Annotated in this window: 21 protein-coding genes, 2 pseudogenes and 1 riboswitch; of the genes and pseudogenes, 10 read left to right on the forward strand and 13 right to left on the reverse strand. The window is 71.9% G+C overall.

Features of this window, described 5'->3' with window-relative positions; translation table 11 throughout:
- The 4 genes and pseudogenes from K313_RS23965 to K313_RS0113500 form a co-directional block, all read left to right on the forward strand.
- Positions 1 to 258: pseudogene (locus K313_RS23965) on the forward strand (M4 family metallopeptidase); the annotation flags it as partial.
- 290 nt (positions 259 to 548) lie between these two features.
- A complete protein-coding gene (gene sucC / locus K313_RS0113490) occupies positions 549 to 1730 on the forward strand; it encodes an ADP-forming succinate--CoA ligase subunit beta (protein WP_029212044.1) in 1182 nt (393 codons plus the stop codon).
- 34 nt (positions 1731 to 1764) lie between these two features.
- Positions 1765 to 2652, forward strand: coding sequence for a succinate--CoA ligase subunit alpha (gene sucD / locus K313_RS0113495; RefSeq protein ID WP_019285584.1), 888 nt, complete (start codon positions 1765 to 1767; stop codon positions 2650 to 2652).
- A gap of 160 nt (positions 2653 to 2812) precedes the next feature.
- Entirely contained in the window at positions 2813 to 4024 is a 1212-nt protein-coding gene (locus tag K313_RS0113500) for a cell division protein PerM (RefSeq protein ID WP_029212045.1), read from the forward strand.
- 61 nt (positions 4025 to 4085) lie between these two features.
- Here the strand turns inward: K313_RS0113500 and K313_RS24510 are convergent, their stop codons facing one another.
- The gene (locus tag K313_RS24510) at positions 4086 to 4580 is read right to left on the reverse strand and encodes a hypothetical protein (RefSeq protein WP_240483983.1); all 495 of its coding nucleotides are present in this window, start codon (positions 4578 to 4580) and stop codon (positions 4086 to 4088) included.
- 37 nt (positions 4581 to 4617) lie between these two features.
- Between K313_RS24510 and purN the strand changes: the two genes are divergently transcribed.
- The 5 genes from purN (at position 4618) to K313_RS0113530 (ending at position 9276) form a co-directional block, all read left to right on the forward strand.
- Positions 4618 to 5235 (forward strand): phosphoribosylglycinamide formyltransferase, encoded by a 618-nt coding sequence (purN, locus tag K313_RS0113510; protein ID WP_029212047.1) that lies wholly within the window; start codon positions 4618 to 4620, stop codon positions 5233 to 5235.
- A gap of 98 nt (positions 5236 to 5333) precedes the next feature.
- A riboswitch (ZMP/ZTP riboswitch) is annotated at positions 5334 to 5411 on the forward strand.
- A 35-nt stretch (positions 5412 to 5446) separates the two neighbouring features.
- Positions 5447 to 7096 (forward strand): bifunctional phosphoribosylaminoimidazolecarboxamide formyltransferase/IMP cyclohydrolase, encoded by a 1650-nt coding sequence (gene purH, locus K313_RS0113515; RefSeq protein WP_029212048.1) that lies wholly within the window; start codon positions 5447 to 5449, stop codon positions 7094 to 7096.
- Entirely contained in the window at positions 7086 to 8132 is a 1047-nt protein-coding gene (locus tag K313_RS0113520; protein WP_029212049.1) for a DMT family transporter, read from the forward strand. Before purH ends, K313_RS0113520 begins: the two co-directional genes overlap by 11 nt.
- A 5-nt stretch (positions 8133 to 8137) precedes the next feature.
- A complete protein-coding gene (locus K313_RS0113525) occupies positions 8138 to 9001 on the forward strand; it encodes a bifunctional methylenetetrahydrofolate dehydrogenase/methenyltetrahydrofolate cyclohydrolase (protein WP_029212050.1) in 864 nt (287 codons plus the stop codon).
- Positions 8998 to 9276: a DUF3017 domain-containing protein gene (locus tag K313_RS0113530; protein ID WP_029212051.1), complete on the forward strand. Its 279-nt coding sequence runs from the start codon at positions 8998 to 9000 to the stop codon at positions 9274 to 9276. Before K313_RS0113525 ends, K313_RS0113530 begins: the two co-directional genes overlap by 4 nt.
- A 76-nt stretch (positions 9277 to 9352) precedes the next feature.
- On the opposite strand, the gene K313_RS0113535 is transcribed toward K313_RS0113530, so the two are convergent.
- From K313_RS0113535 to aqpZ, 4 genes and pseudogenes are all read right to left on the reverse strand, one after another.
- A complete protein-coding gene (locus tag K313_RS0113535) occupies positions 9353 to 10348 on the reverse strand; it encodes a hypothetical protein (RefSeq protein WP_029212052.1) in 996 nt (331 codons plus the stop codon).
- A 206-nt stretch (positions 10349 to 10554) separates the two neighbouring features.
- Positions 10555 to 11535 carry a malate dehydrogenase gene (locus tag K313_RS0113540; RefSeq protein WP_029212053.1) on the reverse strand — a complete coding sequence of 327 codons (981 nt, stop codon included), beginning with the start codon at positions 11533 to 11535 and terminating at the stop codon, positions 10555 to 10557.
- Between the two features lie 177 nt (positions 11536 to 11712).
- Positions 11713 to 12884: pseudogene (locus tag K313_RS21120) on the reverse strand (IS30 family transposase).
- Positions 12885 to 13215: 331 nt separating this feature from the next.
- Positions 13216 to 14013, reverse strand: coding sequence for an aquaporin Z (gene aqpZ / locus K313_RS0113550; protein WP_029212054.1), 798 nt, complete (start codon positions 14011 to 14013; stop codon positions 13216 to 13218).
- 403 nt (positions 14014 to 14416) lie between these two features.
- Here aqpZ and K313_RS0113555 point away from each other — a divergent pair, with 403 nt between their 5' ends.
- Positions 14417 to 16639, forward strand: a complete 2223-nt coding sequence (locus tag K313_RS0113555; RefSeq protein WP_029212055.1) for an NADP-dependent isocitrate dehydrogenase — start codon at positions 14417 to 14419, stop codon at positions 16637 to 16639.
- A gap of 128 nt (positions 16640 to 16767) precedes the next feature.
- Here K313_RS0113555 and K313_RS22495 read toward each other — a convergent pair whose 3' ends face one another.
- The 8 genes from K313_RS22495 to K313_RS0113595 form a co-directional block, all read right to left on the reverse strand.
- Entirely contained in the window at positions 16768 to 17664 is an 897-nt protein-coding gene (locus K313_RS22495; protein WP_029212056.1) for a hypothetical protein, read from the reverse strand.
- A gap of 107 nt (positions 17665 to 17771) precedes the next feature.
- Positions 17772 to 19862 (reverse strand): CapA family protein, encoded by a 2091-nt coding sequence (locus K313_RS24720; protein ID WP_029212057.1) that lies wholly within the window; start codon positions 19860 to 19862, stop codon positions 17772 to 17774.
- A 49-nt stretch (positions 19863 to 19911) separates the two neighbouring features.
- Positions 19912 to 20925: a poly-gamma-glutamate biosynthesis protein PgsC/CapC gene (locus K313_RS0113570; protein ID WP_029212058.1), complete on the reverse strand. Its 1014-nt coding sequence runs from the start codon at positions 20923 to 20925 to the stop codon at positions 19912 to 19914.
- Positions 20918 to 22243: a poly-gamma-glutamate synthase PgsB gene (pgsB, locus tag K313_RS0113575; RefSeq protein WP_029212059.1), complete on the reverse strand. Its 1326-nt coding sequence runs from the start codon at positions 22241 to 22243 to the stop codon at positions 20918 to 20920. Before pgsB ends, K313_RS0113570 begins: the two co-directional genes overlap by 8 nt.
- Complete coding sequence (locus K313_RS0113580; protein WP_029212060.1) at positions 22240 to 23097, reverse strand: hypothetical protein; 858 nt, start codon at positions 23095 to 23097, stop codon at positions 22240 to 22242. Before K313_RS0113580 ends, pgsB begins: the two co-directional genes overlap by 4 nt.
- The gene (locus tag K313_RS23605; protein ID WP_019284199.1) at positions 23069 to 23218 is read right to left on the reverse strand and encodes a hypothetical protein; all 150 of its coding nucleotides are present in this window, start codon (positions 23216 to 23218) and stop codon (positions 23069 to 23071) included. The genes K313_RS0113580 and K313_RS23605 overlap by 29 nt, the downstream gene beginning before the upstream one ends.
- Before the next feature lie 321 nt (positions 23219 to 23539).
- Positions 23540 to 24835, reverse strand: a complete 1296-nt coding sequence (locus tag K313_RS0113590; protein ID WP_029212061.1) for a C39 family peptidase — start codon at positions 24833 to 24835, stop codon at positions 23540 to 23542.
- A 141-nt stretch (positions 24836 to 24976) separates the two neighbouring features.
- Complete coding sequence (locus K313_RS0113595) at positions 24977 to 26302, reverse strand: APC family permease (protein ID WP_019284197.1); 1326 nt, start codon at positions 26300 to 26302, stop codon at positions 24977 to 24979.
- Between the last annotated feature and the right edge of the window lie 42 nt (positions 26303 to 26344).

The raw sequence follows: 26344 nt of genomic DNA on the forward strand, positions 1-26344 counted from the left end.
GCCGGCGGCAAGCTCACCTACTGGGTCGCCGTCGACAGCGCCGAGACCTCCGGCTACACCGCCTACGACAAGGCCACCGTCACCATCAACGGCTCCGCCGTGGCGTCCTACTCCAACCTGACCAAGACCAACGGCTACGTCCAGAAGACCATCGACCTGTCCAGCTACGCCGGACGCAGCGTCACCCTCAAGATCACCGCCACCGAAGACTCCTCCGCCCAGTCCAGCTTCGTCTTCGACGACATCACCGTCCAGTAACCCCAGCACCAGACAGCACCACAAGAGTCACGCACGAGGCCGTATGCCGGGACCCCCTTCCCGGCATACGGCCTCGTCGACCGGCACCGCGCCAAAGGGCCACCCCACCGGATCACCCGACCGACCCCGGTCCCGGGACCGACCGGGTGGACCGACCGGCTCGCCCGACCCGCGCGGGCGCGCCCTCGGTGTGGCATCGGTCGCAGGGGGACGGTTGGCGTGGGCCGGTGCGTCGGAACCGCGTTATCCTCGCGAAGACACTCCACCACCTAACCCAAGGACGGATGAGCGTGGATCTTTTCGAGTACCAGGCACGCGACATGTTCGAGAAGCACGGCGTGCCGGTCCTGGCGGGCCAGACCGCCGAGACCCCCGAGCAGGCTCGGGCCGCCGCAGACGAGATCGGGACCAGGAGCGGCGGGGTCACCGTCGTCAAGGCCCAGGTCAAGACCGGAGGTCGCGGCAAGGCGGGTGGCGTCAAGGTCGCCAAGTCCGCCGACGAGGCCGAGCAGTACGCCCAGCAGATCCTCGGCATGGACATCAAGGGCCACACCGTCCACACCGTGATGATCGCGCAGGGCGCCAAGATCGCCGAGGAGTACTACTTCTCGCTGCTCCTGGACCGCGCCAACCGCAACTACCTGGCGATGTGCAGCAAGGAGGGCGGGATGGAGATCGAGCAGCTCGCCGTCGAGCGCCCCGAGGCCCTCGCCCGCATCGCCGTCGACCCGCAGGTCGGCATCGACGAGGCCAAGGCCACCGAGATCGTCCAGGCCGCCGGCTTCGACGCGGAGACCGGCGCCAAGATCGTGCCGGTGCTGCAGAAGCTGTGGGACGTCTACCGCGAGGAGGACGCCACCCTGGTCGAGGTCAATCCCCTCGTCAAGACCGAGGACGGCGACATCATCGCCCTGGACGGCAAGGTCACCCTCGACGACAACGCGTCCTTCCGCCAGGCCGACCACGCAGCCCTGGTCGACGAGAAGGCCGCGGACCCGCTGGAGGCCAAGGCCAAGGCGATGCACCTCAACTACGTCAAGCTCGACGGCAACGTCGGCATCATCGGCAACGGCGCAGGCCTCGTGATGAGCACCCTGGACGTCGTCGCCTACGCCGGCGAGGACCACACGGGCGGGGCCAGCAAGCCCGCCAACTTCCTCGACATCGGTGGCGGCGCCTCGGCCGAGGTCATGGCCAACGGCCTGGACGTCATCCTCGGCGACGAGCAGGTCAAGGCCGTGTTCGTCAACGTCTTCGGCGGGATCACGGCGTGCGACGCCGTGGCCAACGGCATCGTCGGCGCCCTCAAGTCGCTGGGCGACCAGGCCACCAAGCCGCTCGTCGTCCGTCTGGACGGCAACAACGTCGTCGAGGGTCGCCGCATCCTCGAGGACTACAACCACCCGCTGGTCACCGTCGAGGAGACCATGGACGGCGCTGCCCGCAAGGCCGCCGAGCTGGCCGCCAAGTAAGCGTTCGAGCGAGAGAGACAGGACTACACAACCAATGGCTATCTTCCTCAACGCCGACTCCAAGGTCATCGTCCAGGGCATGACCGGCTCCGAGGGCATGAAGCACACCACGCGCATGCTCGCCTCCGGCACCGACATCGTCGGTGGCGTCAACCCCAAGAAGGCCGGCCAGACGGTCGACTTCCCCGAGGGCAAGCAGGTCCCCGTCTTCGGCTCCGTCAAGGAGGCCATGGACGCGACCGGCGCCAACGTCTCGGTCGTGTTCGTGCCGCCGGCCTTCACCAGGTCCGCGGTCGTCGAGGCCGTCGACGCGGGGATGCCGCTGCTCGTCGTCATCACCGAGGGCATCGCGGTCAAGGACTCGGCCGAGTTCTACAACTACGCCGCGGCCAAGGGCACGACCCGCATCATCGGCCCCAACTGCCCCGGCATCATCAGCCCCGGGCAGTCCAACGCCGGCATCATCCCCGCCGACATCGCGGGCGCCGGCCAGATCGGTCTGGTCTCCAAGTCGGGGACCTTGACCTACCAGATGATGTACGAGCTGCGTGACTTCGGCTTCACCACCGCCGTCGGCATCGGTGGCGACCCGGTCATCGGCACCACGCACATCGACTGCCTCGAGGCCTTCGAGAAGGACCCGGAGACCAAGGCGATCGTCATGATCGGCGAGATCGGTGGCGACGCCGAGGAGCGCGCGGCGAAGTTCATCCAGGACAACGTCACCAAGCCGGTCGTCGGCTACGTCGCGGGCTTCACCGCCCCCGAGGGCAAGACCATGGGCCACGCCGGCGCCATCGTCTCGGGTGGCGCGGGCACTGCCGCCGCCAAGAAGGAGGCCCTCGAGGCCGCCGGCGTCAAGGTCGGCAAGACGCCGTCCGAGACCGCCGAGCTCATGCGCGAGATCATGAAGTCCCTCTGACCCTCACCGGTCACGGCGAGAGCCGGTCACCCCTCCTCGGGGTGGCCGGCTCTCGGCATACGACAGCCTCCGCCGGGGCGGGCCAGGTGGCTCCGGTGGCCGCCGGACCGGCGAGCCGGGTCGGGCCGCGGGGCCCCGGTGGGAGACGATGAGGGCACCCATGACTGACTCGCCCCGCCTCCGCCCCGCCGCCGTCCCTGCCACCCGGGCCGTGCGCGCGGCCGCCGTCGCCGTCGTGACGAGCTGGCTGCCGCTCGTGCTCCTCTCCGTCGTCGCCTGGGCCGGGTCGGCGGGTGCCACCGGGGGGTGGCCCGCCGCGCTGGGCGTGGGGTCGCTGGCCTGGGTCGCGGCGCACGGCGGCTCGGTGCGCCAGGCCGGGGTCGTGCTGTCGCTGACCCCGCTGCTGCTGACGGCGCTGGCCGTCGCGTCGGCCGCGGTCGCGGCGCGCACCCTCGCCGGGCCCGTCGAGGACGACCGCTCGCCGCGGCTCGGCTGGCTGGGCGGGATGCGCTCCGGGGTGGCCCGGCTCGTCGGGGCCTTCATCGGCTCGTATGCCGTCCTGGGGCTTCTCGTGGCCCTGCACGCGTCGAGCCTCGCGATCCGGCCGTCCTGGCCGTCCACGGTGCTGGGCGACGTCGTCGTGCCGCTGCTCGGCGTGCTGGTCGGGCTGCGGCACGCGTGGGCCCGGCCGGCCGCCGCTCCCGGGTGGCACGACCAGGTCGTCGGGCTCGTCCCCGTGGCGGTGCGCCGCGCCCTGGGGGAGGGGCTGCGCGGCGTAGGTCTGCTGCTGCTGGCCGGTCTGGTGCCCGTGGTCCTGGGGTTCGTGACGCACCTGGGGCGCGTGCGCGACCTGACGTCGTCGCTGGACGCCGGCGCGGTGGGCAACGTCCTGCTCGCCGTGGTCCAGCTGGCCTGGCTGCCCGACGCGGCGGCCTGGGGCCTGTCGTGGCTGGCGGGGCCGGGGTTCTCGCTGGGGCTGGGCTCGACCTACACCTGGTCGCAGGCCCAGTCGGGCCTGCTGCCCATGGTTCCGTTCCTCGGCTCGCTGCCGGACAACGGGGCGCTGCCGTGGTGGGCGCGGCTCGCGGGGCTGCTGCCGGTGATCGTGGGGGCCGTGGTCGCGCACCGGGCGATCGGTCGGCTGGCGACCCTGTCGACGTTGGGCGCCAAGGCGCTGGCCGCCGCCTCGGCCTGGCTGGTCATGGTCCTCGGGTCGCTGGTCGTGATGCTGCTGTCGAGCGGCTCGTTGGGCTCGCGGGCGCTGGTGTCGGTGGGGCCGCACGCGTGGTGGGCGACGCTGGCGCTGGCCGGCGAGCTCGCGGTGGGGGCGCTCCTGGCGCTCCTGCTGACCTGGCGCCGCTACCACCACTGACCTACCTGAGGTAGGCACATCGACCCGGGTTGGACGCGGAGCCGGTCAGAGGCCGAGCCGGTCAGAGGCCGAGCGCGCCCGACAGCCAGGACGGCACCGACTCGTCGAGACGGGCGTCGCACTGCGCCTGCGCCACGCGAGTGTTGGCGCCGGCGGTGCACGTCGACCAGGTCGTCATCTGCGTCGGATAGATCGACTGCAGGGCTGCCGTGAACAGCAGATAGCCGCCCAGCGTGACCCCCACGAGCTGCCACGACGCCCAGCCATAGCGCTTGGCCCGCAGCTGCAGCGCGACCGCCCGCCCCGCGAACCACATCGCGGCCAGGCTCGTCGCCACCGCCAGCAACGACCAGGGGTGGTGCAGCGACAGCAGCGGCACCGTGACCACGATCGCCAGCGCCGCCCGCATGCCGTCGGTCGCCCCGGGTGGTGGTGCCGGGCGCCGTCCGCCGTCCGCAGGGCCTCGCCCGTCACCGGCCCCGGGGCCTCGCCCGGCGTCGTCCGGGGGCCGCTCGTCGTCGGACGGGCGCGGTCTGGGGGCTCGGTCGGCAGGCACGCGCCCCATCATCCCCCATGCCACTAGGGTGCTGGCTGTGAGCGACTCGCCCCAGCCCGTGCCGATCGTCGTCCTCGTGTCGGGCTCCGGCACCCTGCTCCAGGCGCTGATCGACGCGAGCGCCGACCCTGGCTATGGCGTGCGGATCGCTGCGGTGGGGGTCGATCGCGGCGGCACGCTGGGGCAGGAGCGGGCCGAGCGCGCGGGGATCCCGACCTTCGTCGTCCGCCCCGCCGAGCACCCTGACCGGGCTGCCTGGGACGCCGCCCTCGCCGCCGAGATCGCTCGTCACGCACCGCAGCTCGTGGTCAGCGCCGGCTTCATGCGGATCCTCGGGCCGCAGGTGCTGGCCGGTCCGACCGTGATCAACACCCATCCCGCGCTGCTGCCGAGCTTCCCCGGCGCGCACGGCGTCCGTGATGCCCTCGCCCACGGCGTGGCGGTGACCGGGACGACCTGCCACGTCGTCGACGCCGGCGTCGACACCGGGCCGATCATCACCCAGCGGGCGGTCGTCGTCGAGGACGACGACACCGAGGTGTCCCTCCACGAGCGGATCAAGGTCCAGGAGCGCGAGATGCTCGTCGACGTCGTGGGCCGTATGGCGCGCCACGGCCACCACCTCGACGGCCGCCGCGTGCGCCTCGGCCGCTGAGAGGGCGAGCGCTGCGGCATACCGGCTCACGACCCGCCCCCGGCGGGATCATCGGCCTGGCGGACGACGGCCGGTCGATGCCTTCGCCCCCGGTAGGGTTGGAGGCACACGACTGGCGCAGGTGGACCACCACCGGGGAGTGACGATCGTGGGCATCGCCCGCCTGGGTGCCCGCACCGATCCAACCGCAACCGCTCGCAGGAGTGACCTGATGACTGCCAACGACCGCACCGCTGCGTCCGCGACGACCGAGCAGGGGCGGCGACCGATCCGGCGCGCCCTCGTCTCGGTCTACGACAAGACCGGCCTCGAGGACCTCGTCCGCGGCCTGCACGACGCCGGCGTCGAGCTCGTCTCCACCGGCGGCTCGGCCGCCCTCATCGACGGACTCGGCCTGCCCGTGACCCGCGTCGAGGAGCTGACCGGCTTCCCCGAGTGCCTCGAGGGGCGGGTCAAGACGCTGCACCCGCGCGTCCACGCCGGGATCCTCGCCGACACCCGCAAGCCCGACCACCTGCGCCAGCTCGAGGAGCTCGAGGTCGCGGCGTTCGAGCTGGTCGTCGTCAACCTCTACCCCTTCACCGCGACGGTCGCGTCCGGCGCCAGCCCCGACGAGTGCATCGAGCAGATCGACATCGGTGGCCCCTCCATGGTCCGCGCCGCCGCCAAGAACCACCCGAGCGTTGGCGTGATCACCTCGCCGGACGACTACGCGTCGGTCCTGGCCGCGGTCGGCGCCGGCGGGTTCACCCTCGACGAGCGGAAGTCCTTGGCCGCCAAGGCGTTCGCGCACACCGCGGCCTACGACGTGGCCGTCGCCTCGTGGATGGTCTCGTCCTACGTCGGCGACGCCCAGACCTTCCCCGAGTTCGCGGGGGCGACCTGGTCCAAGGTCTCCGACCTGCGGTATGGCGAGAACCCCCACCAGCGCGCCGCCCTGTATCGAGGCGAGGGCCCGGGCGTGGCCTCCGCCGAGCAGCTGCACGGCAAGGAGATGTCCTACAACAACTACGTCGACACCGACGCCGCCGTGCGGGCCGCGCACGACCACGGCCACCGCCCGACCGTCGCGATCATCAAGCACGCCAACCCGTGCGGCATCGCGGCCGGCGCCCCCGACGAGCCGATCGATGCCGTGCACCGGCGCGCCCACGAGTGCGACCCGCTGTCGGCCTTCGGCGGCGTCATCGCCACCAACCGCCCGGTCACGGCCGCGATGGCCGAGACGGTCAAGGACATCTTCACCGAGGTCGTGGCGGCTCCCGACTTCGAGCCCGAGGCGCTGGCGATCCTCACGGCCAAGAAGAACATCCGGCTGCTGCGCCTGCCCGCCGACGTCCGCTCCGGTGCCTCTGCCCTCGAGCTGCGCCCCGTCTCGGGTGGCCTGCTGGTGCAGGAGGTCGACCGGATCGACGCGGTGATCGAGCCGACCGAGGACGACAAGGAGACGGCGGGCCACGGCGACGCGCCCCTGCACTGGACGCTCGTCGCCGGCGACTCCGTCGACGACCGCACGCTCGTGGACCTCGACTTCGCCTGGAAGGCCGTCCGCGCCACCAAGTCCAACGCGATCCTGCTCGCCCGCGACGGCGCCTCCGTCGGCATCGGCATGGGCCAGGTCAACCGCGTCGACTCCTGCCGCCTCGCCGTCCAGCGGGCGGGGGAGGAGCGGGCCCGTGGTGCGGTGGCGGCGTCGGACGCGTTCTTCCCGTTCGCCGACGGCCCGCAGCTCCTCATCGACGCCGGCGTCCGCGCCATCGTGGCCCCGGGCGGGTCGATGCGCGACGCCGAGACGATCCAGGCCTGCCAGCAGGCGGGGGTGTCGTTGTACTTCACGGGCACGCGCCACTTTGCCCACTGACCCCCGCGAGGGCGGACGCGAGGTCGCCGGAGCTCCCGGCAGCCCCGGCGACCCCGACGGCCACCACGAGGAGGGCCGGCCCGTCGTCGTCCTGTCGGCGGCGGCCGCCCTCCTCGCGGGCGCGCTGTCCTCGCTGCAGTCCCGCGCCAACGGGACCCTGGCGCACGCCTTCGCCAGCCCGGTGGACGCGTCGCTGTGGAGCTTCGGTTCCGGGTGGGTCGTCCTGCTGGCCGCGCTCGTGGTCCTGCCCGGGCCGCGGCGGGCGCTGCGCGAGGTCGTCGGCGCGGTCCGCTCGGGCCGCCTGCCGTGGTGGCAGACCCTGGGGGGCCTGAGCGGCGGCTTCTTCGTCGCCGTCCAGACCAACGCCGTGCCCGTCCTCGGCGTCGCGCTGTTCACCATCGCCATCGTCGGCGGGCAGACGACCAACGCCCTGCTCGTCGACCGCCTCGGCATCGGGCCGGCCGGCCACGTGCCGGTGACCCTGGGCCGGGTCCTGGCCGGCCTGACGACCTTCGTGGGGGTCGGCGTCGCCGCCTCGGCCCGGTCCGGGAGCGGCGGGGCGGACGGCATACCTCTGCTGCCTGTCGCCCTCACCGTGCTCGCCGGTGCCGCGATCGCCCTCCAGCAGGCGCTCAACGGGCGCGTCAACCGCGTCAGCGGCGACGTCGTGGTCACCTCGACCATCAACTTCACCTGGGGGCTCGGGCTGCTGCTCGGGTGGGCCGGCCTGCTCCTGGCGCGCGGCGGTCTGCGGGCACCGGCCACCTGGGACCTGCCGTGGTGGGCCTACGTCGGGGGACTGATCGGGATCGTGTATGTCGCCATCGGCGCCGTCGTCGTGCACCACCTGGGGGTGCTCGTGGCCACCCTCATGACGCTCACCGGTCAGCTCGTGTCGGCGGTGCTGGTCGACCTGCTGGACCCCGCCGCCCGCTCCCACGTCGGGCCGCAGCTGCTGGCGGGCGTCGTGATCACGCTCGGCGCGGCCGTCGGGGCCGGGGTGGCCGCGCAGCGCGCGAACCGGGTGGCAAGATGAACGACGTGACTGCGACGATCCTCGATGGCAAGGCCACCCTCGCGACGATCAAGACCGAGCTCGCCGAGCGCGTCCGCGCGCTGCGGGAGCGCGGCATCACCCCGGGACTCGGCACGGTGCTCGTCGGGGACGACCCCGCCAGCACGTGGTACGTCGGCGCCAAGCACAAGGACTGTGCCGAGATCGGTGTCGCCTCGATCCAGCGGCACCTGCCCGCCACGGCCACCCAGGCCGAGGTGGAGGCGGTCGTCGACGAGCTCAACGCCGACCCCGACTGCACCGGTTTCCTCGTGCAGCAGCCCACCGGCCTCGACGACAGCGCGATCCTGGCGCGCGTCGACCCGTCCAAGGACGTCGACGGCCTCAACCCCGTCAACCTCGGCAACCTCGTGCTCGGCATCCCCGCGCCCCTGCCCTGCACGCCGATGGGCGTGGTCGAGCTCTGCCGGCGCTACGACATCCCGCTCAAGGGCGCCGAGGTCGTCGTCATCGGCCGCGGCATCACGGTGGGTCGCCCGCTCGGCCTGATCCTCACCCGACGCTCCGAGAACGCCACGGTCACGTTGTGCCACACCGGGACTCGTGACCTGGCCGCCCACACCCGCCGCGCGGACATCGTCGTGGCGGCGGCCGGGGTCCACAACATCCTGACGCCCGACATGGTCAAGCCCGGGGCCGCCGTCTTCGACGTCGGGGTGTCCCGCATCGCCGGCGAGGACGGGAAGTCCCGGGTCGCCGGCGACATCCACCCCGACGTGATGGAGGTCGCGGGCTGGATGACGCCCAACCCTGGCGGCGTCGGCCCCATGACCCGCGCGCTGCTGCTCAGCAACGTCGTCGAGTCCGCCGAGCGGGCTGCTTCCGCGTGACGTCCGTGGGGCCGGGGCGCCTCGCGCTGTGGTGGGTGCTCGGCGTCGGCTGCGTGCTGGCGCTCGCCGTGGTGGCGGTGGTGTCGCCGCGGCTGGGCGGCAACTTGCTGGCGGGGGCGCTCGCTGCGGCGGCCGTGCTGCGCCTGGTGGTGTCCGACGCGGCGGCCGGCGGGCTCGTCATACGGTCCCGTGGTCTGGACGTGCTGATGTATCTCGCGCTCGCCGTCGTGGTCGCGGTGGGCGCCAACGCCGTCAACTGGCACCCCACCCGCTGACCTACCGCGGGTAGAGGCATCGACCGGCCTTCGTTCCCCAGGCGGGTGTGACCAAGGCCGGTCGATCGGGCTTCGTTCATCCGGTCGCGCCCCACCCTTGTCCGTTCGGGCGCGTCCGCGCCGACAACGCCGGCGGGGTTGGCTTTTGCAAGGCATCTCCCGCGTGCTGGACCACCAAGGGCCGCAGCGTGTCCCGGGCGGCGATGTCGTCCATCGACAGGTGCACGACCCGATGACCGGTCGACTCCAGGGCGCGATCCCTGGTCCGGTCCCCCCGGACTCGGGAGGTCACCAGCCGGCCCTGCTCGTCGAGGTACTTCGCCACGCCGTCCAGCTCGATCAGCGTGGCGGTGCCGCGCACCCGCCAGTCGGGCCTGAACCACCCGATCGACGTCTCGACCCACACCTGGGACTCCAGGTCGAACCCCACCTGCACCAGCGCGAGCCGCGCCTTGCTCTCGCCGCCGTTCTCGGCGAGCGGATCGAGCAGCCCGGGGAGCATCGACACCCGTCGTATGCCGTTGCGGCCGCCCCGTCGACCGATGGCCGCCGTGATGCCCTCGACCGTCGCCACGCCCGGACGCAGCGCCGCATCTCCGGCGGCCACGCCGGCCGGGAGGCCCGACTGGAGCGCGTACTCGACCACCGCTGCGGCCGGTGTGAGCACCGGCGCACGGTCGTCGACATCCTCGGGCCGGCAGCTCGACCGGATGAGGACCCGGCTCGTCGAGGTGCCATGGGCTGCCGGGGTCGCGCCGTCGTCGGAGGCCCGTCGCGTGACCATGACCCGGGCGAGGTCACGATCGTCGACCGGCAATCCGTGGTAGAGGCAGGCCGACACCGCCGAGGTGACCAGGCGACCCTCGTGCTCGAGATGGGTGGCGGCGACGGTCTCGAGGTGTCGGTCGACGGGCGATGCCGGGGACGGGCCGTGGGCGTACCACGCGCGCAGCACGCTGTGGCACCATCCGGCAGCGCGTGCCTCGGCCAGGGTGCGCCGGCACCAGCCCATCGCATAGGCCTGGGCGGTGGAGAAGATCGGATCCGGCGGCAGGGCATGTGTGATCTCCATGACCGCAGCCTGCTGGCTGGGCGGGCACGCGCGAAGGCCCGCGTCGTCACCTGTGGACGACGCGGGCCTTGACGCGACAACCTGGGGAAAACCTGCCCCCGGTAGAGGCATCAGCCTGGCGAACGAAGGCCGGTCGATGCTTTTACCCCCGGTAGAGGCATCAGCCTGGCGAACGAAGGCCGGTCGATGCCTTTACCCCCGGCGGGTCAGGAGATGAGGCCGAGGGCCTTGACCTGGTCACGCTCGGACTCCAGGCGAGCGGCGGACGCCATGATCCGCTCGCGCGAGAAGTCATTGAGCTCCAGGCCCTGGACGATCTCGTACTTCCCGTCCTTCACGCGGCAGGGGAACGAGGAGATGATGCCCTCGGGGACGCCGTAGGACCCATCGGACGGCACCGACATCGACACGATCTCGTCGGTGCCGAGCATCCAGTCGCGCATGTGGTCGATCGTCGCGTTGGCAGCCGAGGCGGCCGACGAGGCACCGCGCGCCTTGATGATCGCGCCGCCGCGCGTGGCGACGGTGGGGATGTACTCCCCGGTGATCCAGGCCTCGTCGACGAGCTCGGTCGCGGCCTTGCCGTTGACCTTGGTGTTGAACAGGTCGGGGTACATCGAGTCGTCGTGGTTGCCCCAGATCGCGAGGTCCTTGATCTCGGCGACGCCGACGCCGAGCTTCTTGGCGAGCATCGACTTGGCGCGGTTGTGGTCCAAGCGCGTCAGGGCGTTGAACTGCTCGGGCGCCATGTCGGGGGCGTTGTTCATCGCGATGAGGGCGTTGGTGTTGGCCGGGTTGCCGGTGACCAGGACCTTGGCCTTGGGGGCGACCTTGTTGAGGGCGGCACCCTGGCCGGTGAAGATCTTGCCGTTGGCGGCGAGCAGGTCGGCGCGGTCCATGCCCTCCTTGCGCGGCATGGCGCCGACGAGCATCGCGGCGTCGACGTCCGCGAAGATCCGCTCGGGGTCGTCACCGATGACGACGCCGGCGAGCGTCGGGAAGGCGCAGTCGTCGAGCTCCATGACGACGCCCTCGAGCGCCTTGAGCGCGGGGGTGATCTCGAGCAGCCGCAGCTCGACGGGGGTGTCCTTGCCGAGCAGCTCGCCGCTGGCGATGCGGAAGAGGAGGCTGTAGCCGATCTGGCCGGCAGCGCCGGTCACGGCGACCTTGACGGGAGTAGCGCTCACGAGTTCGTCCTTCACGCGGGTGGTCGAATGGGTACCGCTCGAACCTATCAGCCACCTCCGACACCCTCACCTCCTGGTGCGCCGGCGTGACGCAGCAGACACCAGCCCTCCGGCCGTATTCCGAGCGCCCGCCGCCGACGGGGGCGGATTCGGGGGGTCCTCGCAACACGTCGTGGTTTAGGGCGTCAGTAGATCACGCAGGCGCTCGGCTGGGGTTGCCCAGCCGAGCGTCTTGCGAGGACGGCTGTTGAGTTCGTGGGCGACGAGCTCGAGGTCGGCTGGGGTGTGCACGCGTAGATCTGTGCCCTTGGGGAAGTACTGGCGTAGCAGGCCGTTGGTGTTCTCGTTACTGCCGCGCTGCCACGGGGAGTGGGGGTCGCAGAAGTAGACGTCCATGCCGGTGGCCATCGTGAACGACTTGTGCAAGGCCATCTCGGTGCCTTGGTCCCAGGTCAGCGAGCCTCGTAGGTGCTCGGGCAGCGTGCTGATCGTGGCGACCAGCCCGTCACGCAGGCTGACTGCGTCGTGGCGGCCAGGTAGGTGCACGAGCATGAGGTACCGAGTGGTGCGCTCGACCAGCGTGGCGATGGCTGAACCATTCGCGGCGCCGGTGATGAGGTCTCCTTCCCAGTGGCCGGGTACGGCCCTGTCCTGGACCTCGGCCGGTCGCTGGCTGATGTTGATCATCGGATCGATGAATCTCGAGGCGCGCTGCTCAGGATCGGTGCGTGTCTTGCGACGTGTCCGTCCGGTTCGCAGTGCGTGGGTGACCTCCCGCTTCATCCCACCGCGGGCCTGCAGGTACACCGCCTGGTAGATCGTCTCCACGCTCACTCGCATGCTCTTGTCATCGGGAAGTCGTTGATCAGTGTGTTGTGAATCTGCTCGGGTGACCAACGCTTGGCCAGCTTGGCCCTGACGTACTCACGTAGCGTTCCCGGGGCGGCAAGCTTGGACGCCTTGGGCCTGGGCCTGCGCCCGACGGCAGTCCGGTGAGCGGCGTATGCGTTGTACTGACCGTCGACACTGTTGGCGTCGATCTCACGCTTGATCGTGCTCGCCGGCCGCCCCAACGCTCGTCCGATCGCCCGCAACGACGCGCCCCCACGGCGGCGGTCGGCGATCTGCTCGCGATCAGCCAAGGTCAGGTAGCGGGGGTCGACCGATCGCTCCAGAGCGGCCAAGGTCACCAACGAGGTGTTCACGAAAGACATCGTCGTTCCTGCCGGTCCGTACACGACGTGCCGACCGTCGGGATAGATCCGCCCGTTCTTGACCCTGCGGGTCCCCTGAGCCCATTCCTGGCCCGTGCGTCGATGGATCCCGACCCGTCGTGAAGCCTCGGCCAGGGAGACCCCCGAGGCCACCAACCGCGCGAACTCGGCCCTGGCGGGGTGCCGTGGCCGGCTGCCCGGACCCAACACGCCCACGCCAGCGCCGAGCCTGGCGCACCCACAACCGCCCCACCGACTCGCTGACCCCCGCGCGACGCGCCGCGGTAAACGCCACCCCACACTCCTCGAACGCCGCCCAGAACGCGGCCTGCAGCCGCGGCTTGTCTGCCACAGCCAACCGTCTCTTACGCATGGTCCTCGCAACTCCCTCGATCAGGGTGTTGCGAGGACCATGAGAACCCGCCACCGTCAGCGGCGGGCGCTGCGTCATACGAGCAGGAGAGGGTCAGGCGCGGGTGGCGCCGTCCTCGCGGCCGGTGCCGCGGGAGTCGACCTCCAGCTCGCCCTGCAGGTCGATGCCGGAGCGGTCGTTGCCGGTGATGGCGGTGTAGGTCAGGCCGGCGATGACCGCACCGATGATCGGGGCGACCCAGAACAGCCACAGCTGGCCGAGCGCGCCGTCCTGGTAGAACGCGACGCCGAGCGAGCGGGCCGGGTTGACCGAGGTGTTGGACACCGGGATGGAGATGAGGTGGATCAGGGTCAGGCCGAGGCCGATGGCGATCGGGGCGAAGCCGATGGGGGCGCGGTCGTCGGTGGCGCCGAGGATGATGTAGAGGAAGAACATGGTGCAGACGACCTCGCACACGAGGACGGCGAGCATCGAATAGCCGGCGGGGGAACCGGTGCCGTAGCCGTTGGCGGCGAAGCCCTTGGACGCGTCGAAGCCGTCCTTGCCGGAGGCAATGAGGTAGAGCACGCCGCCGGCGGCGCAGGCCGCGAGGCACTGGGTGACGATGTAGGGCAGGACGTCCTTGACGTCGAACCGGCGGGCGGCGGTCAGGCCGAGCGTGACGGCCGGGTTGAAGTGGCCGCCGGAGACCTGGCCCACGGCATACGCCATGGTGAGGACGGTGAGGCCGAAGGCCAGGGCCACACCGGCGAAGGCGATGCCCATGTTGACCGGGTCGGACTTGTGCATGACGTGGGCCGCGAAGATCGCGGAGCCGCAACCGCCGAAGACGAGCCAGAAGGTGCCGAGGAACTCGGCGCCGAGGCGGGAGGCGAGCTTGGGCTGGGACACGGTGGTGCTCCTGTAGTGATGAAGGTGGTGATGGGGGCGTCCCGGGCACATGAACGAGCTGCCCATGGTGGCACCTCGGCATGGTCGGCCGGTGGGCCGATCCCCGCGGGACGCGCGTCGTCGCGGTCTCATGGTGGCACGCCGACGCGGTGAGCGTGCGGTGTTCGGGTGAACTGCCGGGCGATTCGTCCAGGTTCCACCCGGTGGTGAAGCGGCCGCATCGTCACTGAGCGTATGGAATGACGCCGGCCCCGCAGGCGGTTCGTCATACCGGCTGGATAGGGTGAGGGCACCGCCCGCCGGGCCGCACCAGGTCGTCCTGGGCCGATATCTCGACGTTGAGATATCGTGGGCGTGAGCCGTGCCGACGGCACGCACCGCAGCGACGACTTTGGAGACTCTCATGACGTCACAGAAGATTGTGTGGACGAAGATCGACGAGGCGCCGGCTCTCGCGACCTACTCCCTCCTGCCGATCGTGCAGGCCTTCACCGGTGCCGGTGGCGTGGAGGTCGAGACGGCGGACATCTCCCTCGCGGGCCGCATCCTCGCGCAGTTCCCCGAGCGGCTCACCGACGAGCAGCGGGTGCCGGACAAGCTGGCCGACCTGGGTGCGCTGGCCCAGTCGCCCGAGGCCAACATCATCAAGCTCCCCAACATCTCCGCCTCCGTGCCGCAGCTCAAGGCCGCGATCAAGGAGCTGCAGGACAAGGGCTACGACATCCCGGACTACCCCGAGAGCGCCACGACCGAGGAGGACAAGGACGTCCAGGCGCGCTACGCCAAGGTCCTCGGCTCGGCCGTCAACCCCGTGCTGCGCGAGGGCAACTCGGACCGCCGCGCCCCCCAGTCGGTCAAGAGCTTCGCCCAGAAGCACCCGCACCGGCTCGGCGCCTGGGGCCAGGACGCCAAGGCCCGCGTCGTCGACATGGCGGGCGGCGACTTCTACGGCAACGAGAAGTCGATGGTCATGGACCACGACTCGACCCTGACGATCACCCTGCGCGGCGCGGACGGCTCCGAGACGGTCCTCAAGGACGGCGTCGACGTGCTCGCGGGCGAGATCGTGGACGGCACCTTCCTGAGCGCGGCGGCGCTGCGCTCCTTCTACGACGAGCAGATCGCCGCCGCCAAGGCCGAGGACCTGCTGCTGTCGCTGCACCTCAAGGCCACGATGATGAAGGTCTCCGACCCGGTGCTCTTCGGTCACGCCGTCCGCGCGTTCTACGCCCCGGTGCTGGAGCAGTTCGCGGACGATCTCGAGCAGGTCGGCTTCAACCCCAACCAGGGCATCGGCGACCTCTACTCCAAGATCACGAGCCTGCCCCAGGACACGCAGGACGCCATCACCTCGTCGATCGACGCCCTGTATGCCGAGCGCCCGGCCCTCGCGATGGTCGACTCGGACCGCGGCATCACCAATCTGCACGTCCCGAGCGACATCATCGTCGACGCGTCGATGCCCGTCGTGGTGCGCGACTCCGGTCAGATGTGGAACGCCAAGGGCGAGCTGCAGCCGACCCTGGCCATGATCCCGGACCGCTCCTACGGCCCGATGTACCAAGCGGTCATCGAGGACTGCAAGCGCAACGGCGCCCTCGACCCCGCCACGATCGGGACCGTCCCCAACGTCGGCCTCATGGCGCAGAAGGCGGAGGAGTACGGCTCGCACCCCACGACCTTCGTCATCCCGAGCGCCGGCACGGTCGTCGTCACCGACGCCGAGGGCAGCACGCTCATGGAGCACCAGGTCGAGGCCGGCGACGTGTGGCGGCAGTCCCGCGTCCGCGACATCCCCGTCCAGGACTGGGTCAAGCTCGCCGTGACCCGCGCCCGCGCGACCGGCGCCCCAGCCGTGTTCTACCTCGACCAGGGCCGCGCCCACGACCGCAACGTCATCGCCAAGGTCGAGCGGTACCTCCAGGACCACGACACCGACGGCCTGGAGATCCAGGTGCTCGCGCCGGTCGAGGCGATCACCTACTGCCTCGAGCGGATCCGGGCGGGCGAGGACGCGATCTCCGTCACCGGCAACGTGCTGCGCGACTACCTCACCGACCTGTTCCCGATCCTCGAGCTGGGCACCTCCGCCAAGATGCTGTCGATCGTGCCGCTGCTCTCGGGCGGCGGGCTCTTCGAGACCGGCGCGGGCGGCTCGGCGCCCAAGCACGTGCAGCAGTTCGTCAAGGAGGACTACCTGCGCTGGGACTCGCTCGGCGAGTTCTCCGCGCTGGGCGCCTCGCTCGAGCACCTCGCCTCGACCTTCGACAACGCCAAGGCCCAGGTCCTGGCGGACGCTCTCGACGTGGCGATCGGGCGTTTCCTCGACGAGAACAAGTCCCCGGCCCGCAAGGTCGGCCAGATCGACAACCGCGGCAGCCACTACTACCTCGCGCTGTACTGGGCCCAGGCCCTCGCCGCGCAGGACCAGGACGCCGAGCTCAAGGAGCGGTTCACGTCCGTGGCCGAGGAGCTAGCGGCCAAGGAGGAGCAGATCAACACCGAGCTGATCGGGGTGCAGGGCAACCCGGTCGACCTGGGCGGCTACTACAAGGTCGACGACGCCAAGGCGTCCGCGGCGATGCGGCCGAGCGCCACGCTCAACGCGATCATCGACGCGATCTGATCGGACGTCGCGGGCGTCAGCCTGCGCTGCCTCGAGAGGCGACAGATCGGGGTCATCCGGTGCGGACAACCCCGATCTGTCGCCTCTCGACGTGGGGGAAGGGCAGGGGCCGGGCGGGTCAGCAGGTGTCAGCCGAGCCCTGTGGCGATGGCCTGCGCCGCGCGCGAGCGCAGCGCGGGGTCCGCTCGGACGGACCGCTCCAGCTCGACGTGCACGAAGTCAGCACCGACCGCCCGGGCGTGCTGCCCCTGGACGTTGGTGCGGGCGGCGAGGTCGGCGCACGTGGTCCCGTCATACACGCAGGTGCTGATGCCCTGGGACTCCAGCTCGCGGGCCACCCGCGTCGCGGTGGCGCCGGGCGTCGCGGTGCCGCTCGACACCACCGCGTCCGGATAGCCGGGGTGCCGGCGACGCGTGAACCCGTGGATCTGGACGACCACCCAGTCCTTGCGCACGAGCAGCATGTCGGTGCCGGCAAAGGCGGCGTCGGGTGCGTGGGCGACGTCCGCGTCGTCGCCGGCGCCGCGATCGGCCCCGGCCATGAGCAGGTAGCGCGCCGTCGAGCGGGCGTAGACGTCGGCGCCGATCTGGTCGGTCCAGGCGTCCGAGCGGGGGTGGGGGACCTCGATGGTGACCGGGCGGCTGCCCTGCTCGGGCCGGGCGACGTAGAGCCCGTCACCCGTCGTGGGCGTGCCCTGGGGCACGAGGGCGGCGACCTGCTGGTCCTTCCCGTCCAGGCGGAGCCCCGTCACGGCATACCCCTCGGGCACCCCCGGAGGACTCGCGAGGCTCGAGGGTCCCGGTCGCGCGGCCACCTGCGGCAGCTGCGCGGTCGCCTCGGCGATGGCCCTGGCCCGGGCCGGGTCCGTCGGGCCGGTGCTCGCGGGGGCGCGGTCCTGCACCGAGATGACGACGTCGACCAGCCGCTCCACCGAACCGCCGTCACCCTGGCCCGGCGTGCGGGCAGGCGCGGGCCTGGGGGCGGGCTGGGTGCAGGCCGCGGCGGCGGCCACGAGGGCTCCCACGGTCGTCAGGCGCAGCGCTCGGGGAGCACTCCGACCCGACCCGTGGGGCCGACCCGAACCGTGGCGCCGACCCGAACCGTGGCGCCCGTCGGACGCAGGTGCCGCCGTCACGGGCGCTCCGTCTCCTCGGTCCTGGAGAGGCTCGGCTCCGTCGCGCCGGCGAGGGCCGTGACGGGGCTGCTCGTCGCCCGCAGCACCGTGGGTTCGGTGGCGGCGGTCGGGGTGACCTGCTGCAGGGTGACGGCGGTGGCGCGCTCGGCGAGGACCGTGTCGAAGCGGGCGCTCGAGCCGCCCTCCTCGCCCCAGCGCACGAGGGACACGTCGTCGACGGCGAGGCGCGACCCGCGCACCGAGCTCTCGGGCGGCAGGAGGCGCAGCGCCGGCTGGACGAAGGTCGTGCCCGCGGGCGCCGTGACGTCGACGCGCACCTGCCGGCAGTCGTCGGCGTCGGAGCTGCTGGGCGGCACGGTCACCTCCGTCGTGGCGCTCGAGGGGCCTTCGGCTCCTGCATACCACGCGAGGGTGGCGCGCGACCCGGGGGAGGCGTGCCGCACCGCCGCGACGAAGGTCAGCCGTTGGCCGGCCTTGACCGGGATGCGGTGCTCCGGCGTCACGAAGGCGTCCTGGGTGCTGAGCGGGCTGCGGACCAGCTCGACACCGTGCTGGGCCACCGCCTCGCTCGGCGTCGGTGCGCAGGCCGCGGCGTTGGTGCGGCGGGTGTTGGCGCCGAGGGTCCACAGTGCCGGCCCGCTGCCGCTGCGCGCGTCGGCCTCGAACCGCCCGCTCCCGAAGAGCAGGTCGCTGCCCGCGAGGATGCCGTCCGGCCGGCCCGCGAGCTGCCAGCCCGGCGCCAGCGAGGTCGGCACGCCGGGGGTGAGCTGGACCGCGCGAGGCCTGGGCTCCAGCAGGGCGGAGCCAATGGTCGTGCCGGTGGCGTCGGCGTTGGCGGTCGTCGCGACGGAGCCGGCCGCGATGCGGCCGACCGCGTCCGCCAGGGCGGTGGTGGCCGGGCGCGGGGCGTAGCGGTCGATGACGAGCGGGTCGGCCTGCGTGTGGACGGGCCGACCGTCGTGCAGGTCGACGCGCACCAGGTAGGTCGGGAAGGTCGACCACAGGTGCTGGTCGAAGAGCAGGTTGCCGAGGCTCTCCGCGACGACCGCGCCGGACTGGGTGGTCAGCCCGCCGACGACGTGCGGGTGCCCGTTCATGACGGCGGTGGCGCCGGCCTCGGCGGCCACCTGGGTCAGTCGTCGTATGACGGGCCGCTGCTGGCGCTCGTACTCCACGGCGCCATGGATCATCACGACGACGTCGTGACCCGCGGCGCGCTGCCGCTCGACGGTGCGGCGCAGGCGGCCCTCGGAGCACCGGGCGGCACCACCCGAGCTGCCCTGGGCGACGTACGGGTGGGGCGAGGGCAGCCCGTCGACCGTGGTGCAGCCGACGTAGGCGACCGTGCGACCGCGGACCGGCACCTCGAGCGGCGTCCACGCCTCGTCCTCGGTCCGCCCCGCGCCGAAGTGGCGCACACCGGCGTCGTCGAGGGCCTCGAGGGTGCTGGCGGTCCCGGCCGCCCCACCGTCGTTGACGTGGTTGTTGGCGAGGGACACGACGTCCACGCCCGCGTCGCGCAGGGCCTGCGCGGTCTTGGTGCTGCTCGCGAAGGCGATCTCCTTGGTCGGGTTGAAGCCGCCGGGCCGCTTGGCGCCCTCGGGCCAGTAGGGCTTGGCGACCAGCGGCGTCTCGAGGTTGACCGCGGTGAGGTCGGCGTCCTGCAGGAGCGGGGTGATGCCGTCGAGCAGCCGGCGGTGGTCCTCGACCGTGGAGGCCTCGGTCAGGAGCGCGGGCCCGGAGGCGCTGGGCTCGTAGAACCGCCGGCCCATCATGACGTCGCCGCCGAATCTCAGCGTGACGGTGTCGAACCCGCTGGCGGGCAGGACGGCGCGGGAGGCCTCCGCGGCGTGCAGGCGTAGGGTCCGCTCGCCGTGCCCGGAGGCCTCGACGTGGGCGTAGCCGTCGCGGGACAGCGGCACGGCCGCCCGCCCGGCGGCGTCGGTGGTGGCCGACCCCTCGTCGGTGCGGACCCGGGCGCCGGCCAGCGGGGTCCCGCGGTCGTCGACGACGTCCACGGAGACGGTGGGGCCGGTCGGGCCGGGTGCCGGAGCCTGCTCGTGGACGAGGCCGAGGGTGCCGGCCACGACGAGGGAGGCGGCGACGACAGCCCGCCCCAGCGGGTGAGGTGGGTGCTCACAGCCAACCTCCTGCGGTGGCGATCGCGGCGGTCAGGGTGGCTCCGGCATACACGCCGGTGGCGGTGAGCCCGGTGCCCCAGACGGTGCGCTCCCAGCCCTGGCGCTGCACGTCGTTGGCGATGAGGGAGGGGACCATGATCGTGGCGGCGGTGAGGCCGCGCCACGGCACGAAGTCACCGTGGCTGCGCCAGGTCATGGTGATCTCGGTGGCCCAGGCCACCACCGAGCCCACGAGGAGCAGCGCCGACAGCTTGCGCCGGCCGAACAGCAGCAGCCGCGGCATGAGGACGTGGACGACGATCGCCCACGTGACCAGGGCGACGACGGCGGTGAAGAGCAGGTCGGACCAGCGTGGCCCGACCAGGGCGAGGTAGGCGCCGGTGATGAACCCGCCGGAGCGGAGCCCCAGCTTCGAGTACACCGCCATGCCGACGAGCACGCTCATGGCCACGGCATACAGCAGCAGCTCGCGGTGGTAGCCGAGGACCGAGGCGAGGTGCTGGGGCTGGTCGACGTTGGAGCCGGGGGCGATCGCGAGGACCGCGGAGGCGAGCCAGGCGACGACGCCGAGCGAGCAGGCGGTGGCGATCACGACGCCGACGGTGCGGCCGGGCTTCTGGCGAGCCATGTCGTGGGCGAGGATCCCGGGGACCAGGAAGCCGATGCCGGTGATGCCGAGAAGCATCGGGTCCAGCCGTCCGCCGAGGTGCGCGAGCCCGGTGGTGACCATGATCAGGGCGAGCCCGACCAGCACCTCGATCTCGAACTTCCTGCGGCCGTAGAGGATCCGGCGGCGGCCGATCACCTTGTTGACGATGAGGTAGGTCAGGTAGCCGAGGGCGATGGTCACGATCACGGCGATGGGCCGGCTGAGGGCCAGCGAGAGGTAGGCGGGGACGATCGCCCCGCCCGTGGTCAGCTGGATCCGCTCGTAGACGAGCATGCTGACGACGACGCCCGCGAGGATCGTGAGGCGAACGACCTCGGGGGTGAAGGAGTACTCAGGCACGCAGGGCCTCCGCGCGGCGGGTGTGGCTGATGCCGGACACGATCCGCTGACGTCCGAGCGGCGCGCGGGCGAGCAGGCGGGCCTCGGCGATCTCGTCGTCCTGCGCGTCGCCGAGCAGGTGCGCGAAGTGCTCGATGAGCAGCTCGGCCTGGTCGGTGTGGATGTTGACCATGCCGACGAGCACGCCGTCGCGGCCGGGCACGAGGTCGACGATCGTCTGCAGGATCTGGTCGAGCGACGGCTGGACGGTCTCGCCGAGCTGGTGGATGCGCTCGCGGCCGTAGCCGCGCTCGACCATGGTGGCGGTCACCGTCTCCTCGTAGGCCCCGAAGGTGATGACGTGGTCGAGGAACTCGTCCAGGTCGTCGGGGACCATGTGGGAGAACAGCTCGGCGCGCCGGCCGCGGTCGTGGCGGTTGTTGAGGATGCCGATGACGGGGGCGTCCGGCGGGAACTGCGCCTGGAGGTTCTGGAAGGTGAGGATCACGCTCTCGCGGTCGTTGGCCGCGAACAGCGGGACCCACAGGATGCGCTTGCCGAGGATGTCGTAGGTCCGCAGCCGCACGACACCCACGTCCGGCACCGACTTCCACAAGCCGCGGATCGCCACCTCGCGCGGGAAGTCCAGCAGCCGCGCGACGGTGAGGCCGATGGCGACGTTGTCGCGGAACTGCAGGTAGTCGAAGCCCCACATGTCCTCGTCGGTGACCTCGGCGGGGTCGGCATACATCAGGGTGCTGCCACGACGAGCCGCGTTGACCGCCAACCGGTCTCGCAGGTGCTGGCGGCCCTCGCCGGTGACCAGGATGCCGCCGGTGGGGATGGTCGCGGACAGCGAGTCGGCGATCTCCTCGAGGGTCTCGCCCATCTCCTCCTGGTGGTCCTCGCGCACGTTGGTGATGACCGTGATGTCGGAGCGGACCATGAACTCCTGGGAGTACTGCTGGTAGAGCGGGCGCACGGCCATGCACTCGATGACCAGCGCCTCGACGTCGCGCTGGACGTGCTCGGCGACGACGTCGATCTGCTCGTTGATGGTGGCGGCGCCGCGGCGGGCGATGGGCGTCTCGTGGCCGTTGGGGGCGATGACGCGGGCGGCCGAGCCGGTCGTCTTGGCCACCGTGACGTAGCCGCCCTCGCGCAGGACTCCCGCGAGCAGCCGCGTGACGGTGGACTTGCCGCGGATCCCGTTGACGTGCAGGCGGACGTCGAGCTGGTCGAGGCGGCGGCGGTGGGCCTGGGTGGCGCTGCGCCAGTAGGTCATGATCGCGATGCAGAGCAGCAGCAGCACCCCGACGCCGACGAGCGAGCGGGTCATCGCACGACCTCCGCCGGCTGCTCGTCGCGCAGGGCCGCACGGGCCTCGTCGAGCAGGTCCGAAGCGGTCGTATGCCGACCCGCCAGCTCCACGACGGCGCACCGCAGGGTGGCGACGGACCCGACCTCGACGGCACCCCCACGCCCGCGGTCGCGGACGGACAGCACCGGGGCCTCCTGCACGAGGAGCCCGGCCAGAGCAGCGGCCCCCCGCTCGTCGGTCTCGGGGAGGACGGCCGCCACGCTGCCGGCGTCGAGCGCGAACGGTGCGTCCGAGCGGCGGAGGCGGTGCTCGACGAGTCGGGCGACGGCGCGGCGGGTCGCCTGCAGCAGCGCCTCGTCCACGTCGGCGGAGCGGGGCTCGACCTCGAGGGCGACGACGGCCAGCGGGCGGTCGTGGCGGCGGGCGCGGGCGATCTCCTCGTCGGCGCGCAGCTCGGCGACGTCGGCGGGCAGCAGGCCGAGGGAGGCCAGGGCCGGCTGCACGTCGGCGGGGCGGCCTCGCTCGAGGGCCCGCCGGTGGGCGCGGGCGGAGGCGCCGAGCAGGCCGGCGACCCAGCCGAGCACGACGAGGGCGCCGACGATCATGACGAGGGCGGTGAAGTGGGCGTTGTCCCCGGTGCCGAGGCGCTGGATCGTGACGACGCCGGCCGCGGCGGTGGCCACGCCGACCCCGAGCCCGAGGAAGCCGTCGGTGAGGAGCCCGGCGACGACGGTGACCACGACCAGCCCGACGAGGACCGGCCTGGCGGCCCCCGACTGGGACATGACGGCGGCGCTGGCGGCCGCGGCGGTGACCGCGAGCAGGGCCGCGCCCGTGTGGAGCTCAGTCCAGCGGTGCAGCGTCGGTGCCACGTGCGGCCTCCTTCGGGGCGAAGCGGAGGCGGGCGAGGGCGTAGGCGGCGGCGAAGACGGCGCCGGCGCCGACGGCGTGCAGCAGCAGGCCGGCGGCGGGGCCGTCGAGGGGGAGGGGCATGAGGACTCCGGGCGAGCGGGCAGGGGCATGCGTCAGCCCGGACCTTGAGGGGCCCGGGCTGGCGTCTATGGCGTATGGACTAGAGAGTATGACGCTGCGTCACACCCACAGGTTATTTGAAGGATCAATGATCCAGTCGGCCCTTGTCCTGCGCGTACAGCAACCATTGGTCACGGCTCGCGATTCATTCCACGCCCCGCCCGGACCTACCTCAGGTAGGCACGTCCGCCTGGGTTCGCACGCCAGGCGAGTGTGACTACCTGAGGTAGGTACATCCGCCTGGGTTGGCACGCCAGGCGAGTGTGACTACCCGAGGTAGGTTCACCAGTTGCGCTGCGTCAGAGCCGTCGGCAGGGCCTTCCAGGTCGGTCGCATCACGTAGGTCGTGCCGCCGGAGCGGGCCCACGCGTTCTCGAGCTGCGCGCGGTTGTAGGTCTTGCGGACGTAGGCGTTGGACGCCCGCATCCCCGACGCCGGGTCGTTGACCACGACGTTGCCCGCCGAGTCGAAGCCGACGATCACCATCAGGTGCCCGTTGGTCCCGAACCCCGCGCCCGACAGCTGCGAGCTGGTGAACGACGTCGAGATCGCCAGCGGGATGCCCGCCTTGATGAAGCGCTCGGCCTCGTTCAGCGACCGCAACCGCGTGACGAACGCGTCCAGGCCCCGGGTTCCGGCATACGCGGTGTTGAAGGCCCAGTTGCCCGAGCCGTTGTAGCCGTAGTCGAAGACCTTGGCGACGGCATGGTCGACCTGCGGGTTGGCGTGGGGCTTGGGGTTGACCCAGGCGACCTCGGTGCTGGTGGGGCCGGCCTTCCAGTAGTCGAGGATCATCGCCGTCGACGTGCCCGAGCACCAGGCCTCGCCTCCGCCGTTGAGGGACGGGTAGTGGCCGGTGTGCACCATCTGGCTGTAGGTCGGCACGCCGAGGACGACGCCGCGGGCCACGCCGACCGGGCTCACCGGGACGCTGATCGTCGAGCCGGTGGGGATGGCCGAGGACATGACGTTGGCGGCGGTGACGGTGGGGGTCGCGGTCCAGCCGGCGGGGCGATAGAGGGTCACCCGCAGCCGCCAGCTCTTGAACGCGTAGCCCGCCTTGGCGCGCAGTGTGTCCGTCGCGACGGTGGCGTAGGCGTCGGACTGACCGTTCACGGTCGTGCGGTAGGGGGAGCCGGGCTGGATGTCGGACCAGCGCCCGAGCGAGAACCATGCGGTGGTGGCGCCGCTGGTGGTGATCGCCTGCACCCAGACGGAGATCCAGGTGCCGCCCGGCGTGATGGCCCGCCACGAGGGGATGACCTGCGTCATCGCGAACTCCGGCGTGTACCACCCGGTCGTCCACGTGCCGTGGTCATAGGTCCGCGTGGTGCGCGGGCCGTAGGGGTCGGTGTAGGTCGTGCGCCCCTGCGGGCTGCCCATGACGATGGAGCCGTTGGTGTAGCGGGTGCCCGTGTGGTAGCCGCCGCTGAGGGCGGAGCCGAGGCAGCGCCAGAGGCGGACGTTGCGGGCGGCGGCGGCCTGAGCCGTCGGGATGCCGAGGGGGAGGGCGAGGGTCGCGGCGGCCGCACCGGCACCGCCGAGCAGGGCCCGACGTGAGGGGGAGAAGTCGGTCATGGGGGGAACTGTATGACGCAGAGTCATCATCCGTCACGCAAAGTGTTGAACGTTCACCCGCCGGCGGCAGGTGCATCGACCGGTCTTGGTTCCCCAGGCTGATGCCTTTGCCCGCGGCGGGTCAGGCGGGCGTCATCGGGGTCAGGCGGGGGTACGGCGGCGCCAGGCGGCGATCCCGGCCAGCAGTGCACCCACCGCGAGGAACGGCAGTCCGTAGCGCCAGGTCTCCGCATCCACCCGCGTCGCCAGCAGCAGGCACGAGAGCAGTCCGAGCACGGGCAGGACCACCGGCGCGCGGAAGTGGCGCTGCGAGACCTCGTCGCGGCGCAGCACGAGCACCGCTAGGTTCACGGCGGAGAAGACCACGAGCAGCAGCAGGACCATGGTGCTGGCCAGCACCTCGATCGTGCCCGTCAGCGCGAGCAGCAGCGACAGCGCCGTGGTGGCCAGGATGGCGACCCACGGGGTGCGGCGCTGTGGCAGCACCCGCTCGAGCGCCGAGGGCAGCAGGCCGTCGCGAGCCATGCCATAGGCGAGGCGCGAGGACATGATGCCGGTGAGCAGGGCACCGTTGGCGACGGCGACGAGCGCGATGACCGAGAACAGCACCGGGGGTATGCCGCCCGCCGCCTTCACGATCTCCAGCAGGGGAGCGCTCGAGGACGCCAGCTGGTCGGTGGGCACGATCGCGCTGGCGGCGACGCCGACGCCGGCATAGACCAGCCCGGCGACCACGAGGGCTCCGAACAACGCCCGCGGGTAGGAGCGGGCGGGGTCCTTGGTCTCCTCGGCGACGTTCGCGCTGGTCTCGAAGCCGGCGTAGGCGTAGAACGCCAGCACGCTGCCCGCCAGCACGGCGCTGATCGGAGAGTGCTCCGCGGTGCCGAGCTGGGTCAGCCGGCTGAGGTCGCCGTCGCCGCGCGCGATGACGACGATCCCGAGGATCACGATGAGCACGAGGCCGCCGACCTCGATGATCGTGGCGACGGCGTTGGCGCCCATCGACTCGGAGATGCCACGCGCGTTGAGCGCCGCCAGCAGGGCGAGGAAGACGACCACGACGCCCACCGTCGGTAGCGTCACGAAGGCCGCCAGGTAGTCGCCCGCGAAGCCCAGCGCCAGCGCACCGACCGAGACGATGCCGGCCGCGAGCATGCAGAAGCCGACCAGGAAGCCGACGAACGGCCCGAACGCGCGCGTGGCGTAGTGCGACGAGCCGCCCGCGCGCGGGTACTTCGTGGCGAGCTCGGCGTAGGACGCCGCGGTGAGCAGCGCCAGCAGCAGGGCCACCACCAGAGGCACCCAGACGGCGCCTCCCGCGGTGCCGGCGATCTTGCCGGCGAGGACGTAGACGCCCGCCCCCAGCACGTCGCCGAGGATGAACAGGAACAGGCCGGTCGTCGTGACGGCGCGGCGCAGCGTGGGGGTGCCCGAGGACGTGGCCTCGGGGGCGTTCTGGGTGGGCATGCGGTCACGGTACGACCTGGCGCGGGCCGTGGGCGGCTTGGC

The sequence above is a fragment of the Arsenicicoccus bolidensis DSM 15745 genome, assembly GCF_000426385.1.
GTDB classification, from domain to species: Bacteria; Actinomycetota; Actinomycetes; order Actinomycetales; family Dermatophilaceae; genus Arsenicicoccus; species Arsenicicoccus bolidensis.

Coding starts and splice junctions, on each gene's coding strand:
- sucD (WP_019285584.1), top strand. CDS start 1,765: ATGGCTATCTTCCTCAACGCCGACTCCAAGGTCATCGTCCAGGGCATG.
- K313_RS0113500 (WP_029212045.1), top strand. CDS start 2,813: ATGACTGACTCGCCCCGCCTCCGCCCCGCCGCCGTCCCTGCCACCCGG.
- purH (WP_029212048.1), top strand. CDS start 5,447: ATGACTGCCAACGACCGCACCGCTGCGTCCGCGACGACCGAGCAGGGG.
- K313_RS0113535 (WP_029212052.1), bottom strand. CDS start 10,348: ATGGAGATCACACATGCCCTGCCGCCGGATCCGATCTTCTCCACCGCC.
- K313_RS0113555 (WP_029212055.1), top strand. CDS start 14,417: ATGACGTCACAGAAGATTGTGTGGACGAAGATCGACGAGGCGCCGGCT.
- pgsB (WP_029212059.1), bottom strand. CDS start 22,243: ATGACCCGCTCGCTCGTCGGCGTCGGGGTGCTGCTGCTGCTCTGCATC.
- K313_RS23605 (WP_019284199.1), bottom strand. CDS start 23,218: ATGCCCCTCCCCCTCGACGGCCCCGCCGCCGGCCTGCTGCTGCACGCC.
- K313_RS0113590 (WP_029212061.1), bottom strand. CDS start 24,835: ATGACCGACTTCTCCCCCTCACGTCGGGCCCTGCTCGGCGGTGCCGGT.
- K313_RS0113595 (WP_019284197.1), bottom strand. CDS start 26,302: ATGCCCACCCAGAACGCCCCCGAGGCCACGTCCTCGGGCACCCCCACG.